This is a genomic window from Yersinia sp. Marseille-Q5920 (assembly GCF_946902935.1).
GTDB classification, from domain to species: domain Bacteria; phylum Pseudomonadota; class Gammaproteobacteria; order Enterobacterales; family Enterobacteriaceae; genus Yersinia; species Yersinia rochesterensis.
On the sequence record NZ_CAMPQA010000008.1, the window covers coordinates 177,620 to 199,896 of the forward strand.

The window sequence follows — 22,277 nt, forward strand, 5'->3', positions numbered from 1 at the left end:
CGTTATCCCAGTAGTCGTGCGCCTGCGGTATCCAGACGGCAAATATGAACAAAACCTTCGTCGTTTTGCAGGTAATGATTTTGTAGCCAGTTAGCCATACGCTGTGCGGTTTCGGTATCATTGCAGACCGCAAACAGTGTTGGGCCAGAACCGGAAATACCACAGGCCAGCGCACCAATATCCTGCGCGGCTTGCCGTGCCGCAGCAAAGCCCGGCAACAATTGAGTGCGGTAAGGCTCGGCAATCACATCTTTCATCATTTTAGCAGCCAGATTTGGCTGCTGAGTGTGGCAGGCGTGAATGAATCCAGCCAAATTGCGCCCATGCGCGATACAATCCTGACGGCGATATTGTGCCGGTAAAATCGCGCGGGCCTCGGCGGTAGAGACTTTAATGCCCGGATAAGCCATTACCCACAGCCAGTCGTCAAATCCGGGGACTCCTTGACTGATATAGCCGGGCTGCTCGAGAATCAGCTGCATCCCGCCTAAATAGCACGGTGCAACATTATCAAAATGGACGCTACCGGACACTCGCCCTTCCAGCTCGCCCATCATGCCCAACAGTGTCACTTTATCCAGCGGCTGGCCACAAAACTCATTCATCGCCATCAAACCGGCCACCACTGAACAGGCGCTGGAACCCAGCCCTGAGCCAATCGGCATGTTTTTTTCCAGCACCATCGCCACCGGGATCTCTTTGCCCATTTCCTGACAAAAACGCTCCCAGCACTGGTAAACGATATTTTCTTTTGGGTCATCGGGCAATTTGCTGACAAAGCGGCCCTCGTTGCGCAAACTGAAGCTGTCCGCCGCGGTCACGCTGACACAATCGCCCAGCAGAGTGCCGTCGACCGGAGAGACTGCCGCACCCAGCACATCAAACCCAACGCTGACATTGCCAATCGATGCCGGAGCATAGATCTTAACCATATTTAAACTCCCAACTTCCATGATAATGTGCGTAAAAGATCAGCAAATACCCCGGCCGCTGTCACGTCATTCCCCGCGCCATACCCGCGCAGCACCAACGGAATTGGCTGATAATAGTGGGTATAGAAAGCCAACGCATTCTCGCCATTTTTAACTTTATACAGCGGATCGTTACCATCTACGGCATCCATCCAGACGATACAGCGCCCCTCTTCAATCACCCCGACATAACGCAGCACTTTGCCCTGTTCGGCGGCATTTGCCACCAGGCGACTAAACTCGGCATCCAGTGACGGCAAGCGAGCGAGGAAGCTATCTACATCGCCGCTGGCATCAAAGTTGGCTGGCAGAACTGATTCAACTTCAATATCTGCCAACTCCAGTTTGTACCCTGCTTCGCGGGCCAAAATCAACAATTTACGGGCGACATCCATCCCAGAAAGGTCATCGCGCGGGTCTGGCTCGGTATAACCCAGAGCTTTGGCCTGCAATGTGGCCTCGGATAATGTCATCCCCTCGTCCAACTTGCCGAAGATAAAGGACAGCGACCCTGACAGAATGCCAGAAAAACGCATCAGTTCGTCACCAGCATTAAGCAAATTCTGTAAGTTTTCGATAACAGGCAGGCCCGCGCCGACGTTGGTGTCATACAAGAATTTACGGCATGATTTTGCTGCTGCTGCGCGCATCTGACGGTAGTAATTCATTGATGAGGTATTGGCTTTCTTATTTGGCGTGACGACATGGAAACCGTCCGCCAGGAAATCTGCATATTGATCCGCCACGGCTTGGCTAGAGGTACAATCGACAATCACCGGATTGAGCAAATGATACTCTTTTACCAAGCGAATCAAGCGGCTGAGATTAAACGGCTCTTTCACTTCGGCCAGCTCGTGACGCCAGTTATCCAGCGCAATGCCGTGCACATTGGTCAACATGGCTTTGGAGTTGGCAATGCCGCACACGCGCAAATCTATATGACGCTGTTTCAGCCATGGCTGCTGGCGATAGATTTGTTCGATTAATGCCCCGCCGACCCCGCCGACACCAATGACAAACACTTCAATCACCTGATCGGTATTGAACAACATTTGGTGGCAAACACGCACCCCGGTAGTGGCGGAATCATTGCTGACCACCACAGAGATAGAGCGCTCGGACGAGCCTTGCGCAATCGCGATGATATTAATATTAGCGCGAGCCAACGCCGAGAAGAAGCGAGCTGAAATACCGCGCAGGGTGCGCATGCCATCACCGACGACCGAGATAACCGCCAGATGCTCCATAACATCCAATGGCTCTAAGAGGCCGTCTTTTAATTCCAGATAAAACTCTTCTTCCAATGCTTTGCGGGCGCGGATTAACTCGCTTTGTGGCACGCAAAAACTGATGCTGTACTCAGAAGAAGATTGGGTGATAAGCACCACTGAAATACCGCTGCGTGACATCACGGCAAAGACGCGGGCCGCCATACCGACCATGCCTTTCATTCCAGGGCCAGACACGTTAATCATCGCCATATTATTCAGGTTGGTGATGCCTTTAACCGGGAAGCCGTCATCACTGCTTTCACCACCAATGAGGGTGCCGGGGGCTTGCGGGTTAGAGGTATTTTTAATCAAGCAAGGAATTTGGAACTGAGCAATAGGGGCGATAGTGCGGGGATGGAGAACCGAAGCGCCAAAATAGGACAACTCCATCGCCTCCTGATATGACATCGATTTCAATAATCGGGCATCAGGTACCACCCGTGGGTCGCAAGTATAGACCCCATCAACATCAGTCCAGATTTCACAACAATCAGCGCGTAAACAAGCAGCCAACACAGCAGCAGAATAGTCGGAACCATTGCGCCCCAGCACCACCAACTCCCCTTTGTCATTACCGGCAGTGAAACCGGCCATCAGGATGATATGGTCAGTTGGGATCTTGCTAGAGCCGATGCGGTGGGTAGATTCAGTGATATCAACCGTAGATTCGAGATAATGGCCCTGTGCCAGCAATTTCTCGACCGGATTAATTACGCTAACCTGATAACCTTTGGCTTGGAATAATGCTTCCATGATAGCGATAGAGAGTTTTTCGCCACGGCAGATAATGGCGGCATTGATGCTATCAGGGCATTGGCCAAGCAACGAGATACCATGCAGGACGTGTTTGAGTTGCGCAAACTCATGGGCCACCAGCGCTTTTAAACGCTCATAGTCAAAGCCCGGTTGAGCATCAGCCAATCCCCGCAGCAACTCGGAAAAAATTCGCTCAGCATCGCTGATGTTCGGCGAGATATCTTGCCCGGCCACCATTTTGTCGATCATCGCGACCAGATGGTTGGTAATTTTCGCGGGAGCGGATAATACCGTCGCCACTTGTCCCTGCCGCGCATTACTTTCGATGATATCGGCAACCCGCATAAAGCGTTCTGCATTTGCTACTGATGTCCCGCCAAATTTCAGCACTCGCATTTCTGATTCTCTCCCGCTTTCGCGCTTTTTTTATCGCAAACTTTTTTGCAAAGATTTGATTGAAAAAAAAAGCCCGCACTGTCTAGGTGCGGGCTTTTTTCTGTTGTTTCCTGTACGCGTCAGCCCGCCCCGTAACCTGTGGTTTCGGTGGTGGTAATAATTGTTGTATTCAGGCTGATGTATAGCATTTCGTCTGTCTGTCTCATTAATAATATGTCTCTACCTCTATTGGTTAAAGCAATCGGCCTCTCAAGTCAAATTTTTTCAGTCGCCCAGCTCAAGAAACTAACCATTCCTAGGTGAGTTATTATTTCATCATGACAGCAGAATTCGGTGATACGCACAAATAAAAAAACAAATAATGCAGACAATAAAACCATGAAACTACATTTAACCAACATAATATATTTTGCGGTTTTTTTTACTTAGCTGAGAGCTTTTCACTTAACTAAGATAGAGAAGACGGTGACAGATAATTGATATAATTTTTAAAGCGAGCAACAACGCTATCTTTTACAGGGCCGCTTTTCACCCAAGTGATTAAAAAAGAAACAAAAATAAAAACCTCGCCACCGCCCTTTACATTTAACTAACATTGATGATAATTCTTCTAATGTTTTTAGTCGAAATAGACCATTGATAAGAAAAGTAGGCTCATTGGTACTATGACGAAAGAATATTGATTTTTAACAATAAAAATCAACAAATTAGAAAATTCATTTTTTTGTTACGTCTGGCCTGCGATTTTTAATATTAATAACACTGAATCGACCACATAATTTAACCCACTTTGGCTTAAGCTGGTATTCTTGTAAGTCTTTTTCACAAAAGTGTTAACGTGCTACAATTGAATTTGATATATGTCAACAAAGCGTAGTTTTGTTGGGTGGTACATTCGGCTCACACTGTTATATTGCTGTTAATAGGGTTAGGATATGCGCCGCTTTTGTCACCTTTGGGGCTGTAGGGAGTAACACCCCGACCAAGCTAGTGATGTTGTTGACGTTGATGGAAAGTGCATCAAGAACGCGTTTACGTACTTTAGTCATGTGATGAACGGGATGACGAGTAACTAGTCAATAAAAATCCTAATATAACAAAGACTTTTGTACTTCCTATTTCTATTTTGTTGGCAATTTTAGGTAGCAAACATGCAGACCCCGCACATTCTGATCGTAGAAGACGAGATAGTTACTCGTAACACCCTGAAGAGCATTTTCGAGGCGGAAGGCTATGTTGTTCATGAGGCCAATGACGGCGCAGAAATGCACCACATTTTGTCTGAGAATGATATCAACTTAGTTATCATGGACATCAATCTGCCGGGCAAAAATGGCCTGTTGCTGGCACGGGAACTTCGTGAACAAGCAAGTGTTGCCCTAATGTTCCTGACCGGTCGTGATAACGAAGTAGATAAGATCCTTGGCTTGGAAATTGGTGCTGATGATTACATCACCAAACCTTTCAACCCGCGCGAATTAACCATTCGGGCACGCAACTTGCTGTCACGTACCATGAATTTGGGTAATGTTGGCGAAGAGCGCCGCTTGGTTGAGAGCTATAAATTTAATGGCTGGGAACTGGATATTAATAGCCGTTCACTGATAAGCCCTACTGGCGAGCAGTATAAACTGCCACGTAGTGAGTTCCGCGCCATGCTTCACTTCTGCGAAAATCCGGGCAAGATCCAATCCCGTGGCGAATTGCTGAAGAAAATGACCGGTCGCGAGTTGAAACCGCATGACCGTACTGTTGACGTGACTATCCGTCGTATTCGTAAGCATTTTGAATCTACGCCGGACACCCCAGAGATCATCGCGACTATCCACGGCGAAGGTTATCGTTTCTGTGGTGACCTGGAAGAGTAACTCTCTGACATGTCTACAATAAAAAGCCAGCACTCACATGCTGGCTTTTTTACCCGTCCTACTTCAAGCTGCATGTGTGTTGGCTGCTTTCGCTCACCCGAATCATTGACTGGCGTCAACTCATCGGGATTAATGAGCCTCATCCTTGAGGCTCACCCTTGAGGCTCACCCTGCGGGCTAGCATAAATGCTGTTCAAATCGGTTCCCGACCGATTTGTCTCTCAATTGCCGCCTTCCTGCAACTCGAATTATTTAGTGTATATACTCCCTATTTCTTATCTTCCCACGGCATAATAGGCACCGCGCTTATGGCGTTTTTCGGTGAACCGTCAACAATTCTGTCGGAGTAAGTCAGGTAAATTAAGGCATTACGTTTCGGGTCATAGAAACGAACTACCTGTAGCTTTTTAAAGACTAATGAAGTTCGCTTCTGGAAAACTACAGTACCGTCAGATTTCTTGTTCTTAATTTTGTCACTTAACTCAATCGGCCCCACTTGCTGGCAAGAGATTGCCGCATCAGAAGTATCTTCAGCTAACCCTAAGCCCCCTTTGATACCACCGGTTTTTGCCCGGCTGATATAACAAGTTACATTTTTAACATCGGGGTCATCAAAGGCCTCAACCACGATCTTATGGTCAGGCCCCAGTAATTTAAATACCGTGTCAACCGAGCCAATTTCCTCTGCATGGGCCATTATTGATCCCAAAGAAAGTATGCAACCAAGGAATATCCAATTTTTTTTCATACACTTACTCCAAACTACTGAATAACGTTATCTAATGTTAAAAGATTTCGCTAATAATAAAATACTGGTTAAAAAGTCACTTTATAAATCTTAGATGCTTTTTTAACACACAATGGCAGTAAATTCTTAAGCAGTCGGGAACATAAAAAGTTGCTACTATGCGCCAGAGCTATTCTTTTCATATGACTAATACCCTAAATTTAGGCCGCTTTACGAGGAAGATCTATGGATCAAGCCAGTATCATTCGTGATTTGCTTAGCTGGCTAGAAAGTCATTTAGACCAGCCTTTAGCATTGGACAATGTCGCCGCCAAAGCAGGTTATTCAAAATGGCATTTACAGCGAATGTTCAAAGATGTCACCGGGAATGCTATCGGTGCGTATATCCGTGCCAGAAGGCTGTCTAAAGCCGCTGTCGCATTGCGATTAACCAGCCGCCCTATTCTGGATATTGCTCTGCAATATCGTTTTGACTCACAGCAAACTTTCACTCGTGCTTTTAAGAAACAGTTTGCGCAAACACCTGCGTTGTACCGCCGGGCTGAAGATTGGCATTCAGCCGGAATATGTCCACCGATTCGGCTAGGGGAATATACGCTACCTCAACCAGAATTCATTACTTTACCTGAGCAGCATTTGGTGGGGCTAACACAGAGCTATTCTTGTACTCTTGAGCAAATATCGACTCATCGTACTCAATTGCGATCGCATTTCTGGCAACAGTATCTTGGTGACGCAGACCATTTGCCGCCCGTACTTTATGGCTTACATCACTCCCGACCAAATCAGGAGAAAGATGATGAGCAAGAGATTTTCTACACTACCGCCATTGAGCCACAACATGTGCCGGGTAATGTGCAGGAAGGGCAACCGGTTATCTTACAAGGTGGCGAATATGTGCAGTTTAGCTATGACGGGCCACTAGAAGGGTTGCAGAACTTCATCCTGACACTGTATGGCACCTGTTTACCACAGTTAGAATTAACCCGTCGGCGTGGATACGATATCGAGCGATTCTTCCCTCAAGGGAAGCCGAAAGATGGGCCTCCGGCCTCACTCAAGTGTGAATATCTCATTCCTATCAAGCGTTAACGCTGTAGCTCATCCAGTGCTGGCATATCCAAGTGGGCGGTATCGCCAGCACTTTCAATCACCCAACCCGAAGCCAGCCATGGGCTTTCCTGATAATCAACCCGTGATAGCGAACAGTTGCGCAAACGCAGCCGCCGTTCAGCATGAGCCGGCAACCCCAGCAAAGTGCTCAATAAGCACCCCAGAGCCATACCGTGGCTGACTAACAACGGTTTACTCCCCTCAGGTAGCTCTCGACAACTATTCAGTGCCGCATGCATTCGCCGCCCCAACTCGGCCATCGACTCACCTTCAGGAATTCGAGCACCTTCTGTGCCATTGACCATCTGCTTGCGCCACTGTTCTTCTTCCGGTGTTAAGCCCTCTATCGGGCGCGTTTCCAGCACGCCCATGTTCAGTTCACGCAGGCGCGGGTCTGTGACTATTTTTAGCCCACAAGCATCGGCGATAATTTTGGCCGTCTGCTGCGTACGACCCAGGTCGCTGGTAATAATATGGGTGATCCCTTGGCTGCGAACCCGTTGCGCCACCAGCTCTGCCTGACGAACTCCAGTGTCGGTCAGCGGACTGTCCGATTGGCCCTGAATGCGGCGTGCCGCGTTCCATATAGTTTCGCCGTGGCGCACGAGATATACCTGTAACATGTCATTTTTCCGTTATACTGCGTGAAATAAACACAAAACTATTACGTGGATTCTTAACTCATTATGTACCATGTTGTTGCCGCAACTACCAACCCTGCAAAGATTAAGGCTATCAGCTTCGCTTTCGATGACGTTTATGGCCCCGGTCAGTATCGCATTGAAGGTATCAATGTCGATAGCGGTGTTCCCCTACAACCAATCGGCAGTTCTGAGACGCGCACCGGCGCCAGACAGCGCGTGCACAATGCACGTCAGATTCGCCCTGAGGCAGATTTTTGGGTCGGGGTTGAAGCCGGTATTGAAGATAATATGACCTTTGCCTGGATAGTAATTGAACACTTACAGTTGCGGGGAGAATCCCGTTCTGCCAGCTTGATGCTGCCCGATATTATATTGCAAGGGATTCGCCAAGGCCGTGAGCTGGGCGACGAAATGGCAGATTTAACCGGTATATCCAATGTAAAACACCAGGGCGGTGCCATCGGTATTTTTACCAACGGCAAATTGACCCGTACCAGTGTTTACCATCAGGCATTACTGTTGGCGCTGGTGCCCTTTCATAATGAGATTTACCAACGCTCAGTATTATAGGGCTAAGTTTAGGACGATTTGTTTGTCAATAATTGGGCTTCAAGCCAGCTCTTTAACTCTGGAGGAGCGGCTTTCAGGCTATTGGAGCCGCGCGTGATAGTCGCAATCCCTGCGCCCAACTGATTCTTGAGTTCCCGCTGACTTAATTCCCCCCGCATTAACTCCTCAATAATACGCACTCGCGTCCCTAAAGCAGTGCGCTCATCAGGTGTCAGCATCAATTGCAGTAGCGGTAAATGGAGGTCTTGCGCAATGGCGTCTTGTAACAGCGCAACAAAAGTCAGCCAGTGCTGATTATCTTCAGTCGACAGATTCGGATCGGTCAATCGTAGTTTTGTCATGATAGGAAAAGCCGCCATACTATTTAACTAGTACAACAGCTTATCATAACCTCAGATATAGCCAAAGAACTTGGCATTGCGGCAGGTGTAGCTAACACCGCCGCAGCGTCAAGGACGACTAGCCCCCTCAAAGTCATTGGCGTTGCGGCAAGGCAGCAAGCGAGCAAACCCCGATGAGCTTACTCCAGTAAGTGATTCGGGTGAGCAAGCGCTGCTAACACCGCCGCAGCGTCAAGGACGAAGAGGATCAGTAGCGCCGCTGCCACTCGGCATCACTCAGCACCTTAGCCGGGCGATTCATAAAGTGACGATAAAAAGCATCATACGCCAAGACGTTTTTTACATAGCCGCGCGTTTCTGAGAACGGAATGCTTTCGATAAATGCCACGGCATCCACCTGTCCACTGCTATTTCCCAACCAGGTATTCACCCGCGATGGGCCGGCGTTATAGGCTGCACTGGATAAAATCCGATTGCGCCCAAATTGCTGATAAACCTCTTCCAGATAGCTGGTGCCAATCTCAATGTTAGTGACAGGGTCGAGCAACTGGCTGCTGTTCACATAACCGGGGATGTTATTCAGTTTGACCGTGTGTTCCGCAGTCCGCGGCATCACCTGCATCAGACCTGCCGCCCCGACGGGCGATTGTGCTTTCGGGTTCCAGGCACTTTCCTGACGAGCTATTGCCATTGCATAACTTGGAGTTATTCCTTTGCCTTCAGTCGCCTGACGGAATTCTTTTGGCCAAGCCAGTGGGAAGCGCTCTTCCAGATGATCCCATAATTTGGCCACAATGGTCGCCTGAACACTCAAGTCAGCCCATTTTTGGTCAAATGCATAGCGCGCCAGTGCTTCCTGCTCCGGTTTGCTGCGGCTGGCGACCAAATAGCTCCACTCATTGCGGGCCAAATTGTCCATATTCCAATACATTAACTCGCGCACCCGGGCAATTTCAGGCCGCTGCGCCAGTGAAGCATCAGGTTTGGTGGCCACTTCAACATTAATCGGGTAAGGCACCCCCAGTTTTTGCGCGGCGACCATCGGATAGAAACCGCGCTCCTGCATCAGGCTACGCAGAATGGCTTCGCCCTCGGCTTTCTTACCCTGCTCCAGCAACAATGTGGCACGCCAGTAGCGCCACTCATCTTTATTTTGTGCCTCTGCCGGTAAACGGGCCATCCAGGCCGCTAATCCTTGGCGATCGCCGGTGCCCAGCGACATACGGATGCGGCGCTCCAGCAACGGGGTGGAATGGCTACGCAAAGTGACTTGATCACGCCATTTGGCTTGCTCGTAATTCGCATCATTGCCCATTAGACGCCAGGCCACTGCTTCTTCCAGTTCCAGCTTCTCGCTGTCACTCATTTTTTGCAGCCGCGCCAGCGTTGGGATCATCGCACGCGCATTTTCCACGTCCTGCCGTGCCAGCCGGGTAAAGGCAATGATAGTGGCTGAGCGGGTAAAATCTGTCGGCCCGACAGTTCGAGCAAAACTTTCGACACTGGCCGGGTCACTTTGCAATTTTGCCAGTGCCGTGCCCATGGTCTGATAATCGGCTGGCAGTTGCTTGAGTAAGTAACTCACCAAACTGGCATTACCTTCTTTCAGCGCCAGCTTCATACGCGCCAATGTTGCCAATGGGGTTTGATGCCCGGCTTGTTGCCAGACACTGAATAATTTATCGCAGCTACCCGGTAGCGTCTGGCCGTTGAGCCAAATCTCGCTGGCACCATCCCAGGCGACTTGCTGCTCGCCAGTGGCCCATTTGGCATAGTAATAATTACAGCGAGCTGCCGCCGGTTTAGGGGCTTGTGGACTGAACGCCAATAACCCGCGCCAATCCTCACGACGCGCCAGCTCGTTAACAAAACGGGATGATAGCGAACTTGCTGGCGGCAATGTGGGGTTCCGAGTCAGAAAATCGGTCACTTGCGCCGCACTCAATTGGCTTAAATCTTGCGTTAACTGGCGGTATTCCAGATACGGATACAGCGGATATTCACGCAATGTGGGCATCAGTTGCGCCACGGTATCCATCTGATTGCTGTCCCAAGCCAGTTTAACTTGCTGATAGCGTTGCCGTTGGGCATCAATGGAGTCGGCAAATGCCACTCCTGAGGTCGTCACCAGACACACGCCAATCGCCAGATATCGCCACTTGTCCATACTCACTGTTTCCTCACTGGTTGTTGGCTACTGCATTTTGCTTACCGCAACTTCTGATTAGCATAGTCATGATTAGTTCCGGCAGCAGGACATACTAACTAAGAGTTTCACCTGATAGCCAGCGATTACACCTACAAATGGGCAAGGATAATTAATCTTTCTGAGTGATGATTGAAATGATGGATGATATTCAGGACATTGGGAAATATAAGTCACAGAAAAATTTTCTTAGAATTAACTTATTATTCAATATGTTATTAGATAATTATGACCGATAATTTCGATTTTATTATCTCAGATCAAGACGCTATTTTGATAAAAATCTACTATCCTTGCTTAATATAACTATGTTGATATAAACATATCATTCAGAATCATTTTTTTGTCTTTTAATAAAAATCAAATAATTTAGGAGCAGGATTTTTCACGGAAGAGCATTTGCTGCCCTGCGCCGTTACCTCGACGGTAATGAGATGAAAAACAGATAGATTTCAGATTTTTAATTTTTAAGAAGGTTCTTTCAATGCAAAATTCATCAAACCCCAAACCCGCCTCGCCGCCAGAAGGCCAGGCTTGGTATCAACTCACTGTGGAAGAATCTTTGCAGCAGCTAAAAAGCCGCGAAGAAGGGTTAAGCCAACAAGAAGCCGAAGAACGCCTTAAACAATACGGCCCCAATGCACTACCCGCAAAAAAAAGTAAGCACCCGCTACTGCAATTTCTCGCTCATTTTAATGATGTCCTGATTTACATTCTATTAGCTGCTGCGTTAGTCAAAGGCCTTATGGGCCACTCGGTCGATACCATTATCATTCTTTGTGTCGCCGTCATTAACGCATTAATTGGTTATGTTCAGGAAAACAAAGCCGAGAAGTCACTGAAAAGCATCCAAAATATGCTCTCCAGTAAAGCTGTGGTCATCCGTGATGGCAATGCAAAAACCATTGATGCACAGGATTTGGTGCCGGGGGATATCGTCACATTGAAACCGGGGGATAAAATCCCGGCTGACTTACGGTTACTCGAAGCTCACAACCTCCAGATTGAAGAAGCTATCCTGACCGGTGAATCAACCGTGGTTGAGAAGCAAATTGGGGTGATTGAAAATGAATCAGTGATTGGCGACCGCAAAAACCTGTTGTTCTCGGGCACCACTATCAGTGCCGGTACAGCAAAAGGCGTGGTCATCGCCAGTGGCGGTGATACCGAACTGGGTCATATCAACCAAATGATGTCGACGGTTGAAGCCACCCGCACCCCACTGCTGCAACAAATGGACCGCCTGGGTAAAGCGATTTTCATCCTGATTCTGGTGATGATGGCATTCTTATTTGTCTTCGCCTTTATCCTGCGCGACCTGCCAGTGGATGAGTTGTTGCTGGCGCTGATAAGCCTGGCTGTGGCCTCGGTTCCTGAAGGGTTACCGGCCATTATTTCGATTATTCTGTCTTTGGGTGTGCAAGCAATGGCGCGTAACCGCGCGATTATTCGCAAGCTGCCAACGGTAGAAACCTTGGGTGCCATGACCGTCGTCTGTTCCGATAAAACCGGCACCCTGACGATGAATGAAATGACCGTCAAAGCGGTGATTCTGGCTGACAATTGCTACCGGGTCACCGGTGAAAGCTATGAGCCAGTGGGTAACATTTATCCGGAAGGCAGTGACCAACAAGCCGTTCTCGCCGGGCCGTTAAAAACATTTATCACTGCGGTGAATTTATGTAATGACAGCCAGATTCAAAAGAATGACCAAGGCCATTGGATTATTGTGGGCGGCCCCACCGAAGGCGCACTGAAAGTCTTGGCGGCCAAATCAGGTATTGAACTGGGCCAGGTGACTCAGCACGGTAAAATTCCTTTCGATTCTGCCTATAAATACATGGCAACCAGCCATCAGGTTGAGTCTGAAAGCTGTATCTTCCTGACCGGCGCACCCGATGTGCTGTTTACTTTCTGCCAGCAAGAACTGACGGATAAGGGCGTAATTCCTTTCCGTCGTGATTACTGGGATGCCGAGATGACGCGCTACACCCAGCAGGGCCTGCGCATGTTGGCGGCGGCTTACCGCCCAACAGAACAGACTGTCAGCGAGTTAGAACACAGTGATATCCAGCAAGGCATGGTGTTTGTCGGCATCGCTGGCATGATGGACCCACCGCGCCCTGAAGCTATCGACGCCATTGCTACCTGCCAACAGGCGGGGATTCGCGTGAAGATGATCACCGGCGACCATCAGGAAACCGCGATGGCGATTGGTGCCATGCTGGGCATAGGCAATGGGAAAGACTCCATTACCGGTGGCCAGTTGGAGCATATGGATGATAAAGAACTGGCCGAAGCAGCCGTTCGCTATGATATTTTTGCCCGCACCAGCCCTGAGCATAAACTGCGTCTGGTCAAAGCATTACAAGAGAAAGGCGAAATCGTCGGGATGACCGGCGATGGCGTGAACGATGCACCGGCGCTGAAACAAGCCGATGTGGGCATTGCCATGGGTATCAAAGGCACCGAGGTGACAAAAGAAGCCGCCGATATGGTGCTGTCAGATGATAACTTCGCCACCATAGCCCACGCGGTTGAAGAAGGCCGCCGGGTCTACGATAACCTGAAAAAAACCATTCTGTTTGTGTTGCCGACTAACCTGGCGCAAGGGATGTTAATCATTTTTGCTATCTTGGCTGGTGCGGTGATTCCGCTAACGCCACTGCAAATCCTGTGGATAAACATGGCCACCTCCACCACACTTTCCTTCGGTTTGGCCTTTGAACCGGCAGAAAGAGGCATCATGCGCCGCAACCCACGTGACCCATCAAAACACGTGTTAGACGGCCATGCCATCTGGCGTATCGCGTTTGTCGGCACCTTGATTGCGTGCAGTGCATTCGCCCTGGAAGCCTATATGGAACCACGCGGCTACAGCACTGAATTTATCCGCACCGTGTTGATGCAAACCTTGGTAACCGCGCAGTGGATTTACATGTTTAACTGCCGTGTGATGGATAGATTCCCGCTGAACAAAGAAGTGTTTGTTAACAAGGGATTGTGGTTAGTTTCTGGTGTGCTGATTCTATTGCAGTTAGCTATTATCTATCTGCCGTTTATGAACACCGCTTTCGGTACCGAGCCATTACCGGCTTATTACTGGGGCATCACACTGTTGGTCTCTATCGCCATCTTCTTAATTGTAGAAGTCGAAAAATGGGTCATCGGGCGCTTCAAACGCGGCTAGAATCCTATCTGATATCAATCAGTTATCCAATCAAGCCCGGCTATTCCGCCGGGCTTTTTTTATGCATCGCAAAGATAACTTAAGATAAATCTCACATTGCGGATGCCACCAACGGGAAGCGCAAAAAATGAAGGCGGCAAACGAGGAAATCCCGATGAGCTGACACTGGTCAGTGATTCGGGTGCGTGAGAGCAGCCAACACCCCTGCGACTTGAAAGATGACGGGTATAGTAAAACGGGCTACACTCCGCACCAGATATCCTAATAAAAACTGATCTAGAGAGGCTGAGGCAACGTGGCTCAATACGTCTATTCTATGCATCGTGTCGGTAAAGTAGTTCCACCGAAACGGCATATTCTGAAAAACATCTCCCTGAGTTTCTTCCCTGGGGCAAAAATTGGTGTGCTGGGTCTTAACGGCTCCGGTAAATCCACCCTGTTGCGCATTATGGCTGGCATTGATACTGACATTGAGGGTGAAGCGCGCCCACAACCCGGCATCAAAATCGGTTACCTGCCACAGGAACCAAAACTGAATCTTGAACAAACAGTGCGCGAGTCGGTTGAAGAAGCCGTCGGCGAAGTGAAGCGCGCCCTGACCCGTTTAGATGAAGTTTATGCGCTCTATGCCGATCCTGATGCTGATTTCGATAAGTTAGCGAAAGAGCAAGGTGAGCTAGAAGCCATTATTCAATCCCACGACGGTCATAATCTGGATAACCAGTTAGAACGTGCGGCTGATGCTCTGCGTTTGCCACCTTGGGATGCAAAAATTGCCAATTTATCCGGTGGTGAGCGCCGCCGTGTCGCCATCTGCCGCCTGCTGCTGGAAAAACCAGACATGCTGCTGCTGGATGAACCGACCAACCACTTGGATGCTGAATCCGTGGCATGGCTGGAGCGATTCCTGCATGATTATGAAGGCACTGTGGTCGCCATCACCCATGACCGTTACTTCCTCGATAACGTCGCGGGTTGGATTCTGGAGTTGGACCGTGGTGAAGGTATTCCATGGGAAGGCAACTATTCCTCATGGCTGGAACAAAAAGACGCCCGTCTGGCGTTGGAAGCCTCTTCTGAAGCTGCTCGTCGTAAATCTATTGAGAAAGAGCTGGAATGGGTTCGCCAAAACCCTAAAGGCCGTCAGGCGAAAGGTAAAGCGCGTCTGGCTCGCTTTGAAGAACTTAACAGCGTTGAATACCAAAAACGTAACGAAACCAGCGAGTTGTTTATTCCGCCTGGCCCACGTTTAGGTGATAAAGTGCTGGAAGTTGAGCATCTGAGCAAGTCTTACGGCGACCGTGTGCTGATTGACGATTTGACCTTTGCGCTGCCAAAAGGCGCGATAGTCGGGATCATCGGGCCGAACGGTGCGGGTAAATCCACCCTGTTCCGCATGTTATCGGGCCAGGAGCAACCGGACTCCGGCACAATCTCACTGGGTGATACCGTGCAATTGGCCTCGGTTGATCAGTTCCGTGACAACATGGATGGCAGTAAAACCGTGTGGGAAGAAGTTTCCGGCGGTCAGGACATCATGAAGATCGGCAACTTTGAAATTCCAAGCCGCGCCTATGTTGGCCGCTTTAACTTTAAAGGCATTGATCAGGGCAAACGGGTGGGCGAACTGTCCGGTGGTGAGCGCGGCCGTATCCATTTGGCCAAATTGCTCCAGGTGGGCGGCAACATGTTGCTGCTCGATGAACCGACCAATGATCTGGACATCGAAACCTTACGCGCGCTGGAAAACGCCTTACTGGAATTCCCAGGTTGCGCCATGGTTATTTCCCATGACCGCTGGTTCCTTGACCGAATTGCCACTCACATCATCGATTATCAAGATGAGGGTAAAGTGGAATTCTTCGAAGGTAACTTTACTGAATACGAAGAGTGGAAAAAACGCACTCTGGGTGCCGAAGCACTGGAACCACACCGTATTAAGTATAAGAAAATGACCAAATAGTTTTTGATTATTATCTAGACTAAGGGCCTGCAATTGCAGGCCTTTTTCATAGGAAAGGGGCCTATCTATCACTCAAGATATTTCCAGCCCTTGCACATAATCCTCAAATACCGGGTGCCCAATCACCACATCTATAAAGCAACTGAGTGCTGGAGAGTTCAGCTTGCGGCTCGGGTAGACCAAATACAGCTCATTTCCCTCCGCTTGCCACTGTGGCAAAACTTCAATTAACTGCCGACTGGCGACCACTTCGCGGCTTAGAAATGCGGGCAATAGCGTAATCCCCCCGCCATTCAGCGCACACTCACGGGCATATAACAAATTATCAGTCACATGCAGCGCAGGAACCTGCCAGCGATAAAACTCATCTTCATAGCGTAAAATCAGCGCCTGCCAGGCACGATGGGCAATGCAGCGGTGGGTATCGAGCTGACGTGGATGAAGCAATGGCGGGTGTTGGGCCAGATAAGCGGAGGAAGCCAAAAGATAACGCGGCGCGTATCCTAATCGCCGACCAATCAGTGACGAATCCTGCGGTTTACCGGTGCGTAGCGCCACATCAAAGCCGTCCTCGACCAAATCAACCATAGTATCTGACACCAAAACCTCCAGCAGAACATCAGGATATTGCTGCTGAAAATCTGTCGCCAACTGTGCCAACAACGTTGCTCCCAGCCCTGCGGGGGTCGAAATACGCAGACGGCCGCTGGGGTTGTCTTTCAGCCGTTGCAGTGCCAAGTCCGCACGTTCGGCGGCTTGCAGCATCTCCTGGCAATGCACCAGATAGCGCTCACCGGCAAAAGTCAGGTTCAACTGACGGGTGGTTCTGTTCAATAAGCGAATCCCCAAATTCTGCTCGAGCTGACTCACCCGCTGGCTGACGCTAGATTTAGGTAAACCCACCATTGCGGCGGCGCGGGTGAAGCTGCCGCATTCCGCGACCTTGGCGAACAGCGCCATATCCTGTAATTGCTTAAACATAATTGAGTTGCTTAAACATAATTGTTTATCTCAGGCGAACACTGCGTTATTGATTGTCCATCTTATCACTCTGCTTAGAAAGGTCTAGACTCAGTGGATAGGCTAAACAGGAGCAGGAAAATCACCATGTCAATTAAAGCTATTGCGGTAAATCCGCAACAACCCGCTGATTTTATTGAAATCACTTTAGATTCCCTCACGCCCGGCGCATTTGATTTGCTGGTTGAGGTCAAAGCCGCTTCCATCAATCCGGTGGATACCAAGGTTCATGGCGGTCTGAAGAAAAATGGTCTGCCACAGCCGCGCATTCTGGGTTGGGATGCCGCCGGTGTGGTGGTCAGTGTGGGTGAGAAAGTCACCGGTTTCCGTGTCGGTGACCAAGTTTGGTATGCCGGTGATATCACCCGCCCCGGCAGCAACGCCACTCAGCAGTTGGTCGACGCCCGCATTGCCGCCCATAAGCCGCGCTCATTGAATTGGGCACAGGCCGCCGCCCTGCCGCTAACCGCCATCACCGCGTGGGAAGCGCTGTTCGAACACCTGAAAATTCAACAGGCTAGCGCGGATCAAAGTCTGCTAATTATTGGTGGAGCCGGTGGCGTTGGCTCCCTGGCAATCCCTCTGGCGGCCTTGCGCAGCCCGGTCAAAGTGATTGCGACTGCATCACGCCCAGAGTCAGCCGCCTGGTGTCTTGAACGCGGTGCCGACCTGACAGTGGATTACCGCGACCTGAAAGCACAGTTAGCAAAAGAAGGCATCGATAAAGTTGATTATATTCTTTGCCTGAATGATACCGACGGGCACTGGCCCGCTATCAGTGAATTGATCGCGCCGCTGGGGCAAATCTGTACCATTGTGGAAAACGAAAAACCGCTGGATCAGAATCAATTGAAGCTGAAAAGCGCCGCCCTGCATTGGGAATTTATGTTCACCCGTAGCATGTTTTCGACGCCGGATATTGCCCAGCAAGGGGAAATTTTAAAGCAAGTCAGTCAGTTAGTGGATGAGGGTAAACTGCAAGGTACTCTGAGTGAAACACTGCATGGCCTGACGGTTGAGAATTTGAAAGCTGCCCACGCGCAAGTCGCAGGCGGGCATATGCAGGGTAAAATCGTGATTGCCTATTAATGATCCTACCCTTCCCGCGCTTCAGTCAATACTGAGGGGCGGGCAAGTCTTTGCAAATCGGCGGCCAATAACTGTTGCACCAGTTCAACACAGCGCAGGAAGCGCGTATCGTAGTCCGCCGATTCAACATGGACATATTCTATGTTATTGCTGCGTAGCATCTGCTCGAGTAAGGTCTGGAAAGATTTGCGGTCGCGGTCACTGCCCAAGCTCCGCAAACCATCAGCCACCCACGGCGTATTGTTTTCCAGCAAAATCACCAGATCAAAGCGATATTCATCAATCAGCGCCTGGACAAATGGGTGCTCCCGCCCTTCATATTTCTTACAAAATGCCTGCGTGGTGACAAAATCGGTGTCAATGAATGCTACTTTATTGGCATATTTTACCGCAAAATCAACATATTGCGCCTGCCCCAGTGCAATTTTGTCATAGTCGGAATATTGCAGCGCCATCTCATCGCCGCCCAAATGAGAGAAAACATAGTCACGGCCATATTCCCACGCACTGGTGGTGTTGAAAATGTTTGCTAACTTATTGACTAAGGTGGATTTTCCACTGGATTCGCCCCCCAATATCGCCACGGTGCGCACGAAAAAGGGCTTCACTTCGGTCGGAATATAATCCCAATAGCGGAAAGGATCACGGCGGATCTGGCGGCCACTGATATTCATAAAGGAGCGCTGCGGATCAATCAGAATAGTTTCAATGCCAAACTGCTCATTATAGTGCGGCGCATCTTGGCTTTCACTGGAGTAAATGAAGTTCGGTACTATGCCTTTCTCATTCATAAACTTTTTGACGCCGTGGCTCCAGACATCCCAACCATGGGGATAAGGCTCAATACCATGCTCGTCAAATGAATGAATATGGATATTTTTCTGATACTTAAAAGTTTGTAATAACCAGCGCAAGCGGTCGCTGACTGTCGGCTGCTGCGACATAGAACTGTTCTCGAACAACTCGCGATCACGGGGTTCATCGAAGCAAAGGATAATATGCAGCTCATCAACCTGGCTACAAGCGCGCTGAATAAGATAGATATGGCCAGTATGCAGTGGGTAAAATTTACCAAACACTACGCCGACTTTTTTCTCGCGGCGCGGAAATTCCAGCTCAAGGTAGCGGTGTAGGGCTTCTAGCTTTTGTGCACTGGGGCTTTTGATTTTGTCATTGAGTAGCTGGCTTAAATAACCTTTGGTCATGCCGCTGGCATCAGCCACCTGCTGTAAAGTACAGCCTTTTTGCTTAATTGCTGTTTTGAGATAGTCGAATTGCAGCATACCGCCTCCTTGTTTAGCGCACTAAACAAAAATAACACAGTATGCGGCAAAATGAACACGACTATAATCAAAGTAATTCGAGTTTCTGGACACATGCAGCTTACTGTTTCTCATGATTGTTTCTGGTTTATATAAAAGACATAGGTTTTTAATACATTTCATATTGATTCATCCCCCTTGCATTTAATCATTAAATATTGTCGTGGCCTTTATATATCAACAAGGTAAGTTCCAACCAATAAAAATTATTATGCGAAACTGGAGAGTGATGTGCAATTATTGCTTTCGCCATTCTAGAACGGTGATATGCGATAAGTATTTTATTATATATGTCAAAGAGGAAATATATTAATTATATATCCGATAAATAAGTTATTTTATACCCTAAATAATGCGAGTTGCGGGAAGGCGGCAATTGAGCAACAAATCGGTCGGGAACCGATTTGAACAGCATTTATGCTAGCCCGCAGGGTGAGCCTCAAGGATGAGGCTCATTAATCCCGATGAGCTTACTCAGGTAAGTGATTCGGGTGAGCGAGAGCAGCTAACGCACATGCAGCTTGAAGTATGACGGGTATATATCCATGCAGTTTAAATCAATTATATCAGCCATGTATGGCGATGATAATTTAAAAGGAGTTTTATACGTCAACAGTACAAGCATAGGCCGCACCATTATTTTGGGGGCCGTGGGTAGATTTAGCCGGGCATTTTGGTGACAGCGATGTCTACACCGTGAGTTTTGACACGGAGTCAGATACGCCCTCATCCTTTGATGTGGAAATAGAATACGCGACAGAATCACATCTTGAGCAGGTCTTTACTATGGGGCCTGGTAATTATCAGATTAAAGCGAGTGGGGCCGGGACAGACAGAATACGATTTAAAAGTCATTCTGTCGGTCAGGTCATTAGAGTTAACTATTAAGTAAAATAAAATCCCATGACTTATTTATGTTTATAAATAATGAAATTCATTTATATAAACACCACGGGATTTTTTAATGAGCATATCCCTTGACTATCTCTAATGCTATCTCCCTTTTAGTAACTCCCTGAGAAAGGATCCCACTGTCAAAGGGCATTGCAGTCATTATTCTAGTAGCAGGCGTTATTTCAGTGCCCTTAAATAACATACTCATTTTCTCACCAATATTCGAACTGATAAAATCAGCGAATTGTTGTACACACTCTTTTTTGTTATCCAGTTCTATAATTACATTATCATTTAAATAAAATATAGGCCTGTTTTCGCGCAGGTATACGCGTTCAACACATTCTTTATCCAGAGAAAAATATTCATCATTGATTTTGTATACTAATAATTGCTGTTCTTTTTTTGTTGCACACGAAGATAACAAAGATAAACAAAGAATAGCAAAAGTGATTTTGTACCGCTTACCCAAATTTTCATCCATAAAAATAAACCTCATTGATGTATATAATTAATGAGCGCTATAAATCTTCCAACACCGCCAGCGCATCGGCCAGTTTTTTCACCCCGAAAACCTGCATATTAGGCAGCGGTTTCTTCGGCATATTGGCATAAGGCACGATAGCGCGTTTAAAACCGTGCTTGGCGGCCTCGGAAATACGCTCTTGACCACTGGGCACCGGGCGAATTTCGCCAGCCAGCCCGACTTCGCCAAAGACCACTAAATCCTGTGGCAGTGGGCGGTCACGCAAACTGGAAACCAGCGACATCAGCAAGGCCAGATCGGCACTGGTTTCTGTCACTTTTACGCCGCCGACCACATTGACGAATACATCTTGATCCGACATCTGCAAACCGCCATGACGGTGTAACACGGCCAGTAAAATTGCCAGCCGATTCTGCTCCAGCCCGACCGCCACCCGGCGCGGGTTCGACATCATCGAGTGATCCACCAGCGCCTGAATCTCGACCAATAATGGGCGCGTCCCTTCCCACACCACCATCACTGAGCTGCCCGCCGTCACTTCATCCCCTCGGCTCAGGAAGATCGCCGACGGGTTACTGACCTCGCGCAGACCTTGCTCGGTCATGGCGAATACGCCCAATTCATTGACCGCACCAAAGCGATTTTTGTGGCTACGCAAAGTGCGAAAACGTGAGTCGCCGTCGCCATCGAGCATCACCGAGCAGTCAATGCAGTGCTCCAAGACTTTCGGCCCCGCCAGCGAACCGTCTTTGGTCACGTGGCCTACCATCACGATGGCAACCCCGCGAGTTTTGGCAAAACGGGTAAGATAAGCTGCGGTTTCACGCACTTGCGCCACACTGCCCGGTGATGATTGGATATCCGCCATATGCATCACCTGGATGGAGTCGATCACCATCAGCCGCGGTTGTTCTTGTTCGGCAATCAGGCAAATCTGCTCAATGCTGGTTTCAGACAGCATATTCAGCCCAGCAGTGGGTAATCCTAGACGGTGCGCGCGCATCGCCACCTGTTGCAATGACTCTTCGCCAGTGACATACAGGGTTTTCATGGTTTCGGACAGTTTACACAGTGTTTGCAGCAGCAGAGTACTTTTCCCCGCACCGGGGTTGCCGCCAATCAGAATGGCACTGCCGGGCACCACGCCGCCGCCCAGCACCCGATCAAACTCAAGAAAACCGGTTGAGAAGCGCGGTAATTCGTCCAGACTGATGTCGGATAATTTCTGAACCCGACTGACTCCGGCATCACCGGCATAGCCGCCAAAACGTTCATTGCGGGTCGAGGATGTTGCCGCCGCCAGCCGAATTTCGGTAATGGTATTCCAGGCATTACAGGCGCTGCATTGCCCCTGCCAGCGCGGGTAATCAGCGCCACATTCATTACAGACGAATGCCCGTTTTGGTGCTTTAGCCACGTTTCACCTCA

General features: G+C 48.9%; 18 protein-coding genes, 1 pseudogene and 1 other annotated feature. Of the genes and pseudogenes, 7 read left to right on the forward strand and 12 right to left on the reverse strand.

The window, feature by feature from the left end; all coding sequences use genetic code 11:
* Positions 1-2: 2 nt before the first annotated feature.
* From thrB to OVO64_RS13425, 4 genes are all read right to left on the reverse strand, one after another.
* Positions 3-932 carry a homoserine kinase gene (gene thrB, locus OVO64_RS13410; RefSeq protein ID WP_038639828.1) on the reverse strand — a complete coding sequence of 310 codons (930 nt, stop codon included), beginning with the start codon at positions 930-932 and terminating at the stop codon, positions 3-5.
* Positions 933-934: 2 nt separating this feature from the next.
* A complete protein-coding gene (gene thrA, locus OVO64_RS13415) occupies positions 935-3,394 on the reverse strand; it encodes a bifunctional aspartate kinase/homoserine dehydrogenase I (RefSeq protein ID WP_267248825.1) in 2,460 nt (819 codons plus the stop codon).
* Positions 3,395-3,456: 62 nt separating this feature from the next.
* Positions 3,457-3,575 (reverse strand) — a sequence feature (Thr leader region).
* Complete coding sequence (gene thrL, locus OVO64_RS13420; RefSeq protein WP_071777583.1) at positions 3,514-3,600, reverse strand: thr operon leader peptide; 87 nt, start codon at positions 3,598-3,600, stop codon at positions 3,514-3,516. (Overlaps the previous feature by 62 nt.)
* Positions 3,601-4,302: 702 nt before the next feature.
* Entirely contained in the window at positions 4,303-4,443 is a 141-nt protein-coding gene (locus tag OVO64_RS13425) for a hypothetical protein (protein WP_004706054.1), read from the reverse strand.
* Between the two features lie 102 nt (positions 4,444-4,545).
* On the opposite strand from OVO64_RS13425, the gene arcA reads away from it, so the two are divergent.
* Positions 4,546-5,262, forward strand: a complete 717-nt coding sequence (arcA, locus tag OVO64_RS13430; protein ID WP_004389406.1) for a two-component system response regulator ArcA — start codon at positions 4,546-4,548, stop codon at positions 5,260-5,262.
* 268 nt (positions 5,263-5,530) lie between these two features.
* Here arcA and creA read toward each other — a convergent pair whose 3' ends face one another.
* On the reverse strand, positions 5,531-6,010 hold the full coding sequence (gene creA / locus OVO64_RS13435) for a protein CreA (RefSeq protein ID WP_038636458.1): 480 nt from the start codon (positions 6,008-6,010) through the stop codon (positions 5,531-5,533).
* A gap of 225 nt (positions 6,011-6,235) precedes the next feature.
* On the opposite strand from creA, the gene robA reads away from it, so the two are divergent.
* A complete protein-coding gene (gene robA / locus OVO64_RS13440; protein ID WP_038636461.1) occupies positions 6,236-7,102 on the forward strand; it encodes an MDR efflux pump AcrAB transcriptional activator RobA in 867 nt (288 codons plus the stop codon).
* Here robA and gpmB read toward each other — a convergent pair.
* On the reverse strand, positions 7,099-7,746 hold the full coding sequence (gene gpmB, locus OVO64_RS13445; protein ID WP_145586539.1) for a 2,3-diphosphoglycerate-dependent phosphoglycerate mutase GpmB: 648 nt from the start codon (positions 7,744-7,746) through the stop codon (positions 7,099-7,101). The genes robA and gpmB overlap by 4 nt on opposite strands.
* A 63-nt stretch (positions 7,747-7,809) precedes the next feature.
* On the opposite strand from gpmB, the gene yjjX reads away from it, so the two are divergent.
* Complete coding sequence (gene yjjX / locus OVO64_RS13450) at positions 7,810-8,337, forward strand: inosine/xanthosine triphosphatase (RefSeq protein ID WP_145586536.1); 528 nt, start codon at positions 7,810-7,812, stop codon at positions 8,335-8,337.
* A gap of 8 nt (positions 8,338-8,345) precedes the next feature.
* Here yjjX and trpR read toward each other — a convergent pair whose 3' ends face one another.
* Both trpR and sltY read right to left on the reverse strand, forming a co-directional pair.
* Positions 8,346-8,678, reverse strand: coding sequence for a trp operon repressor (gene trpR / locus OVO64_RS13455; protein WP_145586534.1), 333 nt, complete (start codon positions 8,676-8,678; stop codon positions 8,346-8,348).
* A 247-nt stretch (positions 8,679-8,925) separates the two neighbouring features.
* Positions 8,926-10,845 carry a murein transglycosylase gene (gene sltY, locus OVO64_RS13460; protein ID WP_038636472.1) on the reverse strand — a complete coding sequence of 640 codons (1,920 nt, stop codon included), beginning with the start codon at positions 10,843-10,845 and terminating at the stop codon, positions 8,926-8,928.
* A gap of 523 nt (positions 10,846-11,368) precedes the next feature.
* Here sltY and OVO64_RS13465 point away from each other — a divergent pair.
* Positions 11,369-14,074, forward strand: coding sequence for a cation-transporting P-type ATPase (locus tag OVO64_RS13465; protein WP_038636475.1), 2,706 nt, complete (start codon positions 11,369-11,371; stop codon positions 14,072-14,074).
* 295 nt (positions 14,075-14,369) lie between these two features.
* A complete protein-coding gene (gene ettA, locus OVO64_RS13470) occupies positions 14,370-16,037 on the forward strand; it encodes an energy-dependent translational throttle protein EttA (protein WP_038636479.1) in 1,668 nt (555 codons plus the stop codon).
* A 72-nt stretch (positions 16,038-16,109) separates the two neighbouring features.
* On the opposite strand, the gene OVO64_RS13475 is transcribed toward ettA, so the two are convergent.
* The gene (locus OVO64_RS13475) at positions 16,110-17,018 is read right to left on the reverse strand and encodes a LysR family transcriptional regulator (RefSeq protein WP_038636481.1); all 909 of its coding nucleotides are present in this window, start codon (positions 17,016-17,018) and stop codon (positions 16,110-16,112) included.
* A 126-nt stretch (positions 17,019-17,144) separates the two neighbouring features.
* Here OVO64_RS13475 and OVO64_RS13480 point away from each other — a divergent pair, with 126 nt between their 5' ends.
* Complete coding sequence (locus OVO64_RS13480; RefSeq protein ID WP_038636484.1) at positions 17,145-18,146, forward strand: zinc-binding alcohol dehydrogenase family protein; 1,002 nt, start codon at positions 17,145-17,147, stop codon at positions 18,144-18,146.
* 5 nt (positions 18,147-18,151) lie between these two features.
* Here OVO64_RS13480 and nadR read toward each other — a convergent pair whose 3' ends face one another.
* The gene (nadR, locus tag OVO64_RS13485; protein ID WP_038636487.1) at positions 18,152-19,429 is read right to left on the reverse strand and encodes a multifunctional transcriptional regulator/nicotinamide-nucleotide adenylyltransferase/ribosylnicotinamide kinase NadR; all 1,278 of its coding nucleotides are present in this window, start codon (positions 19,427-19,429) and stop codon (positions 18,152-18,154) included.
* A gap of 678 nt (positions 19,430-20,107) precedes the next feature.
* Here nadR and OVO64_RS13490 point away from each other — a divergent pair.
* Positions 20,108-20,356 (forward strand): annotated as a pseudogene (locus OVO64_RS13490) (colicin Z C-terminal domain-related protein); the annotation flags it as partial.
* Positions 20,357-20,429: 73 nt separating this feature from the next.
* Here OVO64_RS13490 and OVO64_RS13495 read toward each other — a convergent pair.
* Positions 20,430-20,846: a hypothetical protein gene (locus OVO64_RS13495; RefSeq protein WP_050291580.1), complete on the reverse strand. Its 417-nt coding sequence runs from the start codon at positions 20,844-20,846 to the stop codon at positions 20,430-20,432.
* 37 nt (positions 20,847-20,883) lie between these two features.
* Entirely contained in the window at positions 20,884-22,266 is a 1,383-nt protein-coding gene (gene radA / locus OVO64_RS13500; protein WP_038636492.1) for a DNA repair protein RadA, read from the reverse strand.
* Positions 22,267-22,277 lie beyond the last annotated feature (11 nt).

What these genes read in the sequence shown, in the direction of transcription:
- thrB (WP_038639828.1), bottom strand. Translation starts at nt 932, where the DNA reads ATGGTTAAGATCTATGCTCCGGCATCGATTGGCAATGTCAGCGTTGGG.
- thrA (WP_267248825.1), bottom strand. Translation starts at nt 3,394, where the DNA reads ATGCGAGTGCTGAAATTTGGCGGGACATCAGTAGCAAATGCAGAACGC.
- thrL (WP_071777583.1), bottom strand. Translation starts at nt 3,600, where the DNA reads ATGAGACAGACAGACGAAATGCTATACATCAGCCTGAATACAACAATT.
- OVO64_RS13425 (WP_004706054.1), bottom strand. Translation starts at nt 4,443, where the DNA reads ATGACTAAAGTACGTAAACGCGTTCTTGATGCACTTTCCATCAACGTC.
- arcA (WP_004389406.1), top strand. Translation starts at nt 4,546, where the DNA reads ATGCAGACCCCGCACATTCTGATCGTAGAAGACGAGATAGTTACTCGT.
- creA (WP_038636458.1), bottom strand. Translation starts at nt 6,010, where the DNA reads ATGAAAAAAAATTGGATATTCCTTGGTTGCATACTTTCTTTGGGATCA.
- robA (WP_038636461.1), top strand. Translation starts at nt 6,236, where the DNA reads ATGGATCAAGCCAGTATCATTCGTGATTTGCTTAGCTGGCTAGAAAGT.
- gpmB (WP_145586539.1), bottom strand. Translation starts at nt 7,746, where the DNA reads ATGTTACAGGTATATCTCGTGCGCCACGGCGAAACTATATGGAACGCG.
- yjjX (WP_145586536.1), top strand. Translation starts at nt 7,810, where the DNA reads ATGTACCATGTTGTTGCCGCAACTACCAACCCTGCAAAGATTAAGGCT.
- trpR (WP_145586534.1), bottom strand. Translation starts at nt 8,678, where the DNA reads ATGACAAAACTACGATTGACCGATCCGAATCTGTCGACTGAAGATAAT.
- sltY (WP_038636472.1), bottom strand. Translation starts at nt 10,845, where the DNA reads ATGGACAAGTGGCGATATCTGGCGATTGGCGTGTGTCTGGTGACGACC.
- OVO64_RS13465 (WP_038636475.1), top strand. Translation starts at nt 11,369, where the DNA reads ATGCAAAATTCATCAAACCCCAAACCCGCCTCGCCGCCAGAAGGCCAG.
- OVO64_RS13475 (WP_038636481.1), bottom strand. Translation starts at nt 17,018, where the DNA reads ATGTTTAAGCAATTACAGGATATGGCGCTGTTCGCCAAGGTCGCGGAA.
- OVO64_RS13480 (WP_038636484.1), top strand. Translation starts at nt 17,145, where the DNA reads ATGTCAATTAAAGCTATTGCGGTAAATCCGCAACAACCCGCTGATTTT.
- nadR (WP_038636487.1), bottom strand. Translation starts at nt 19,429, where the DNA reads ATGCTGCAATTCGACTATCTCAAAACAGCAATTAAGCAAAAAGGCTGT.
- OVO64_RS13495 (WP_050291580.1), bottom strand. Translation starts at nt 20,846, where the DNA reads ATGGATGAAAATTTGGGTAAGCGGTACAAAATCACTTTTGCTATTCTT.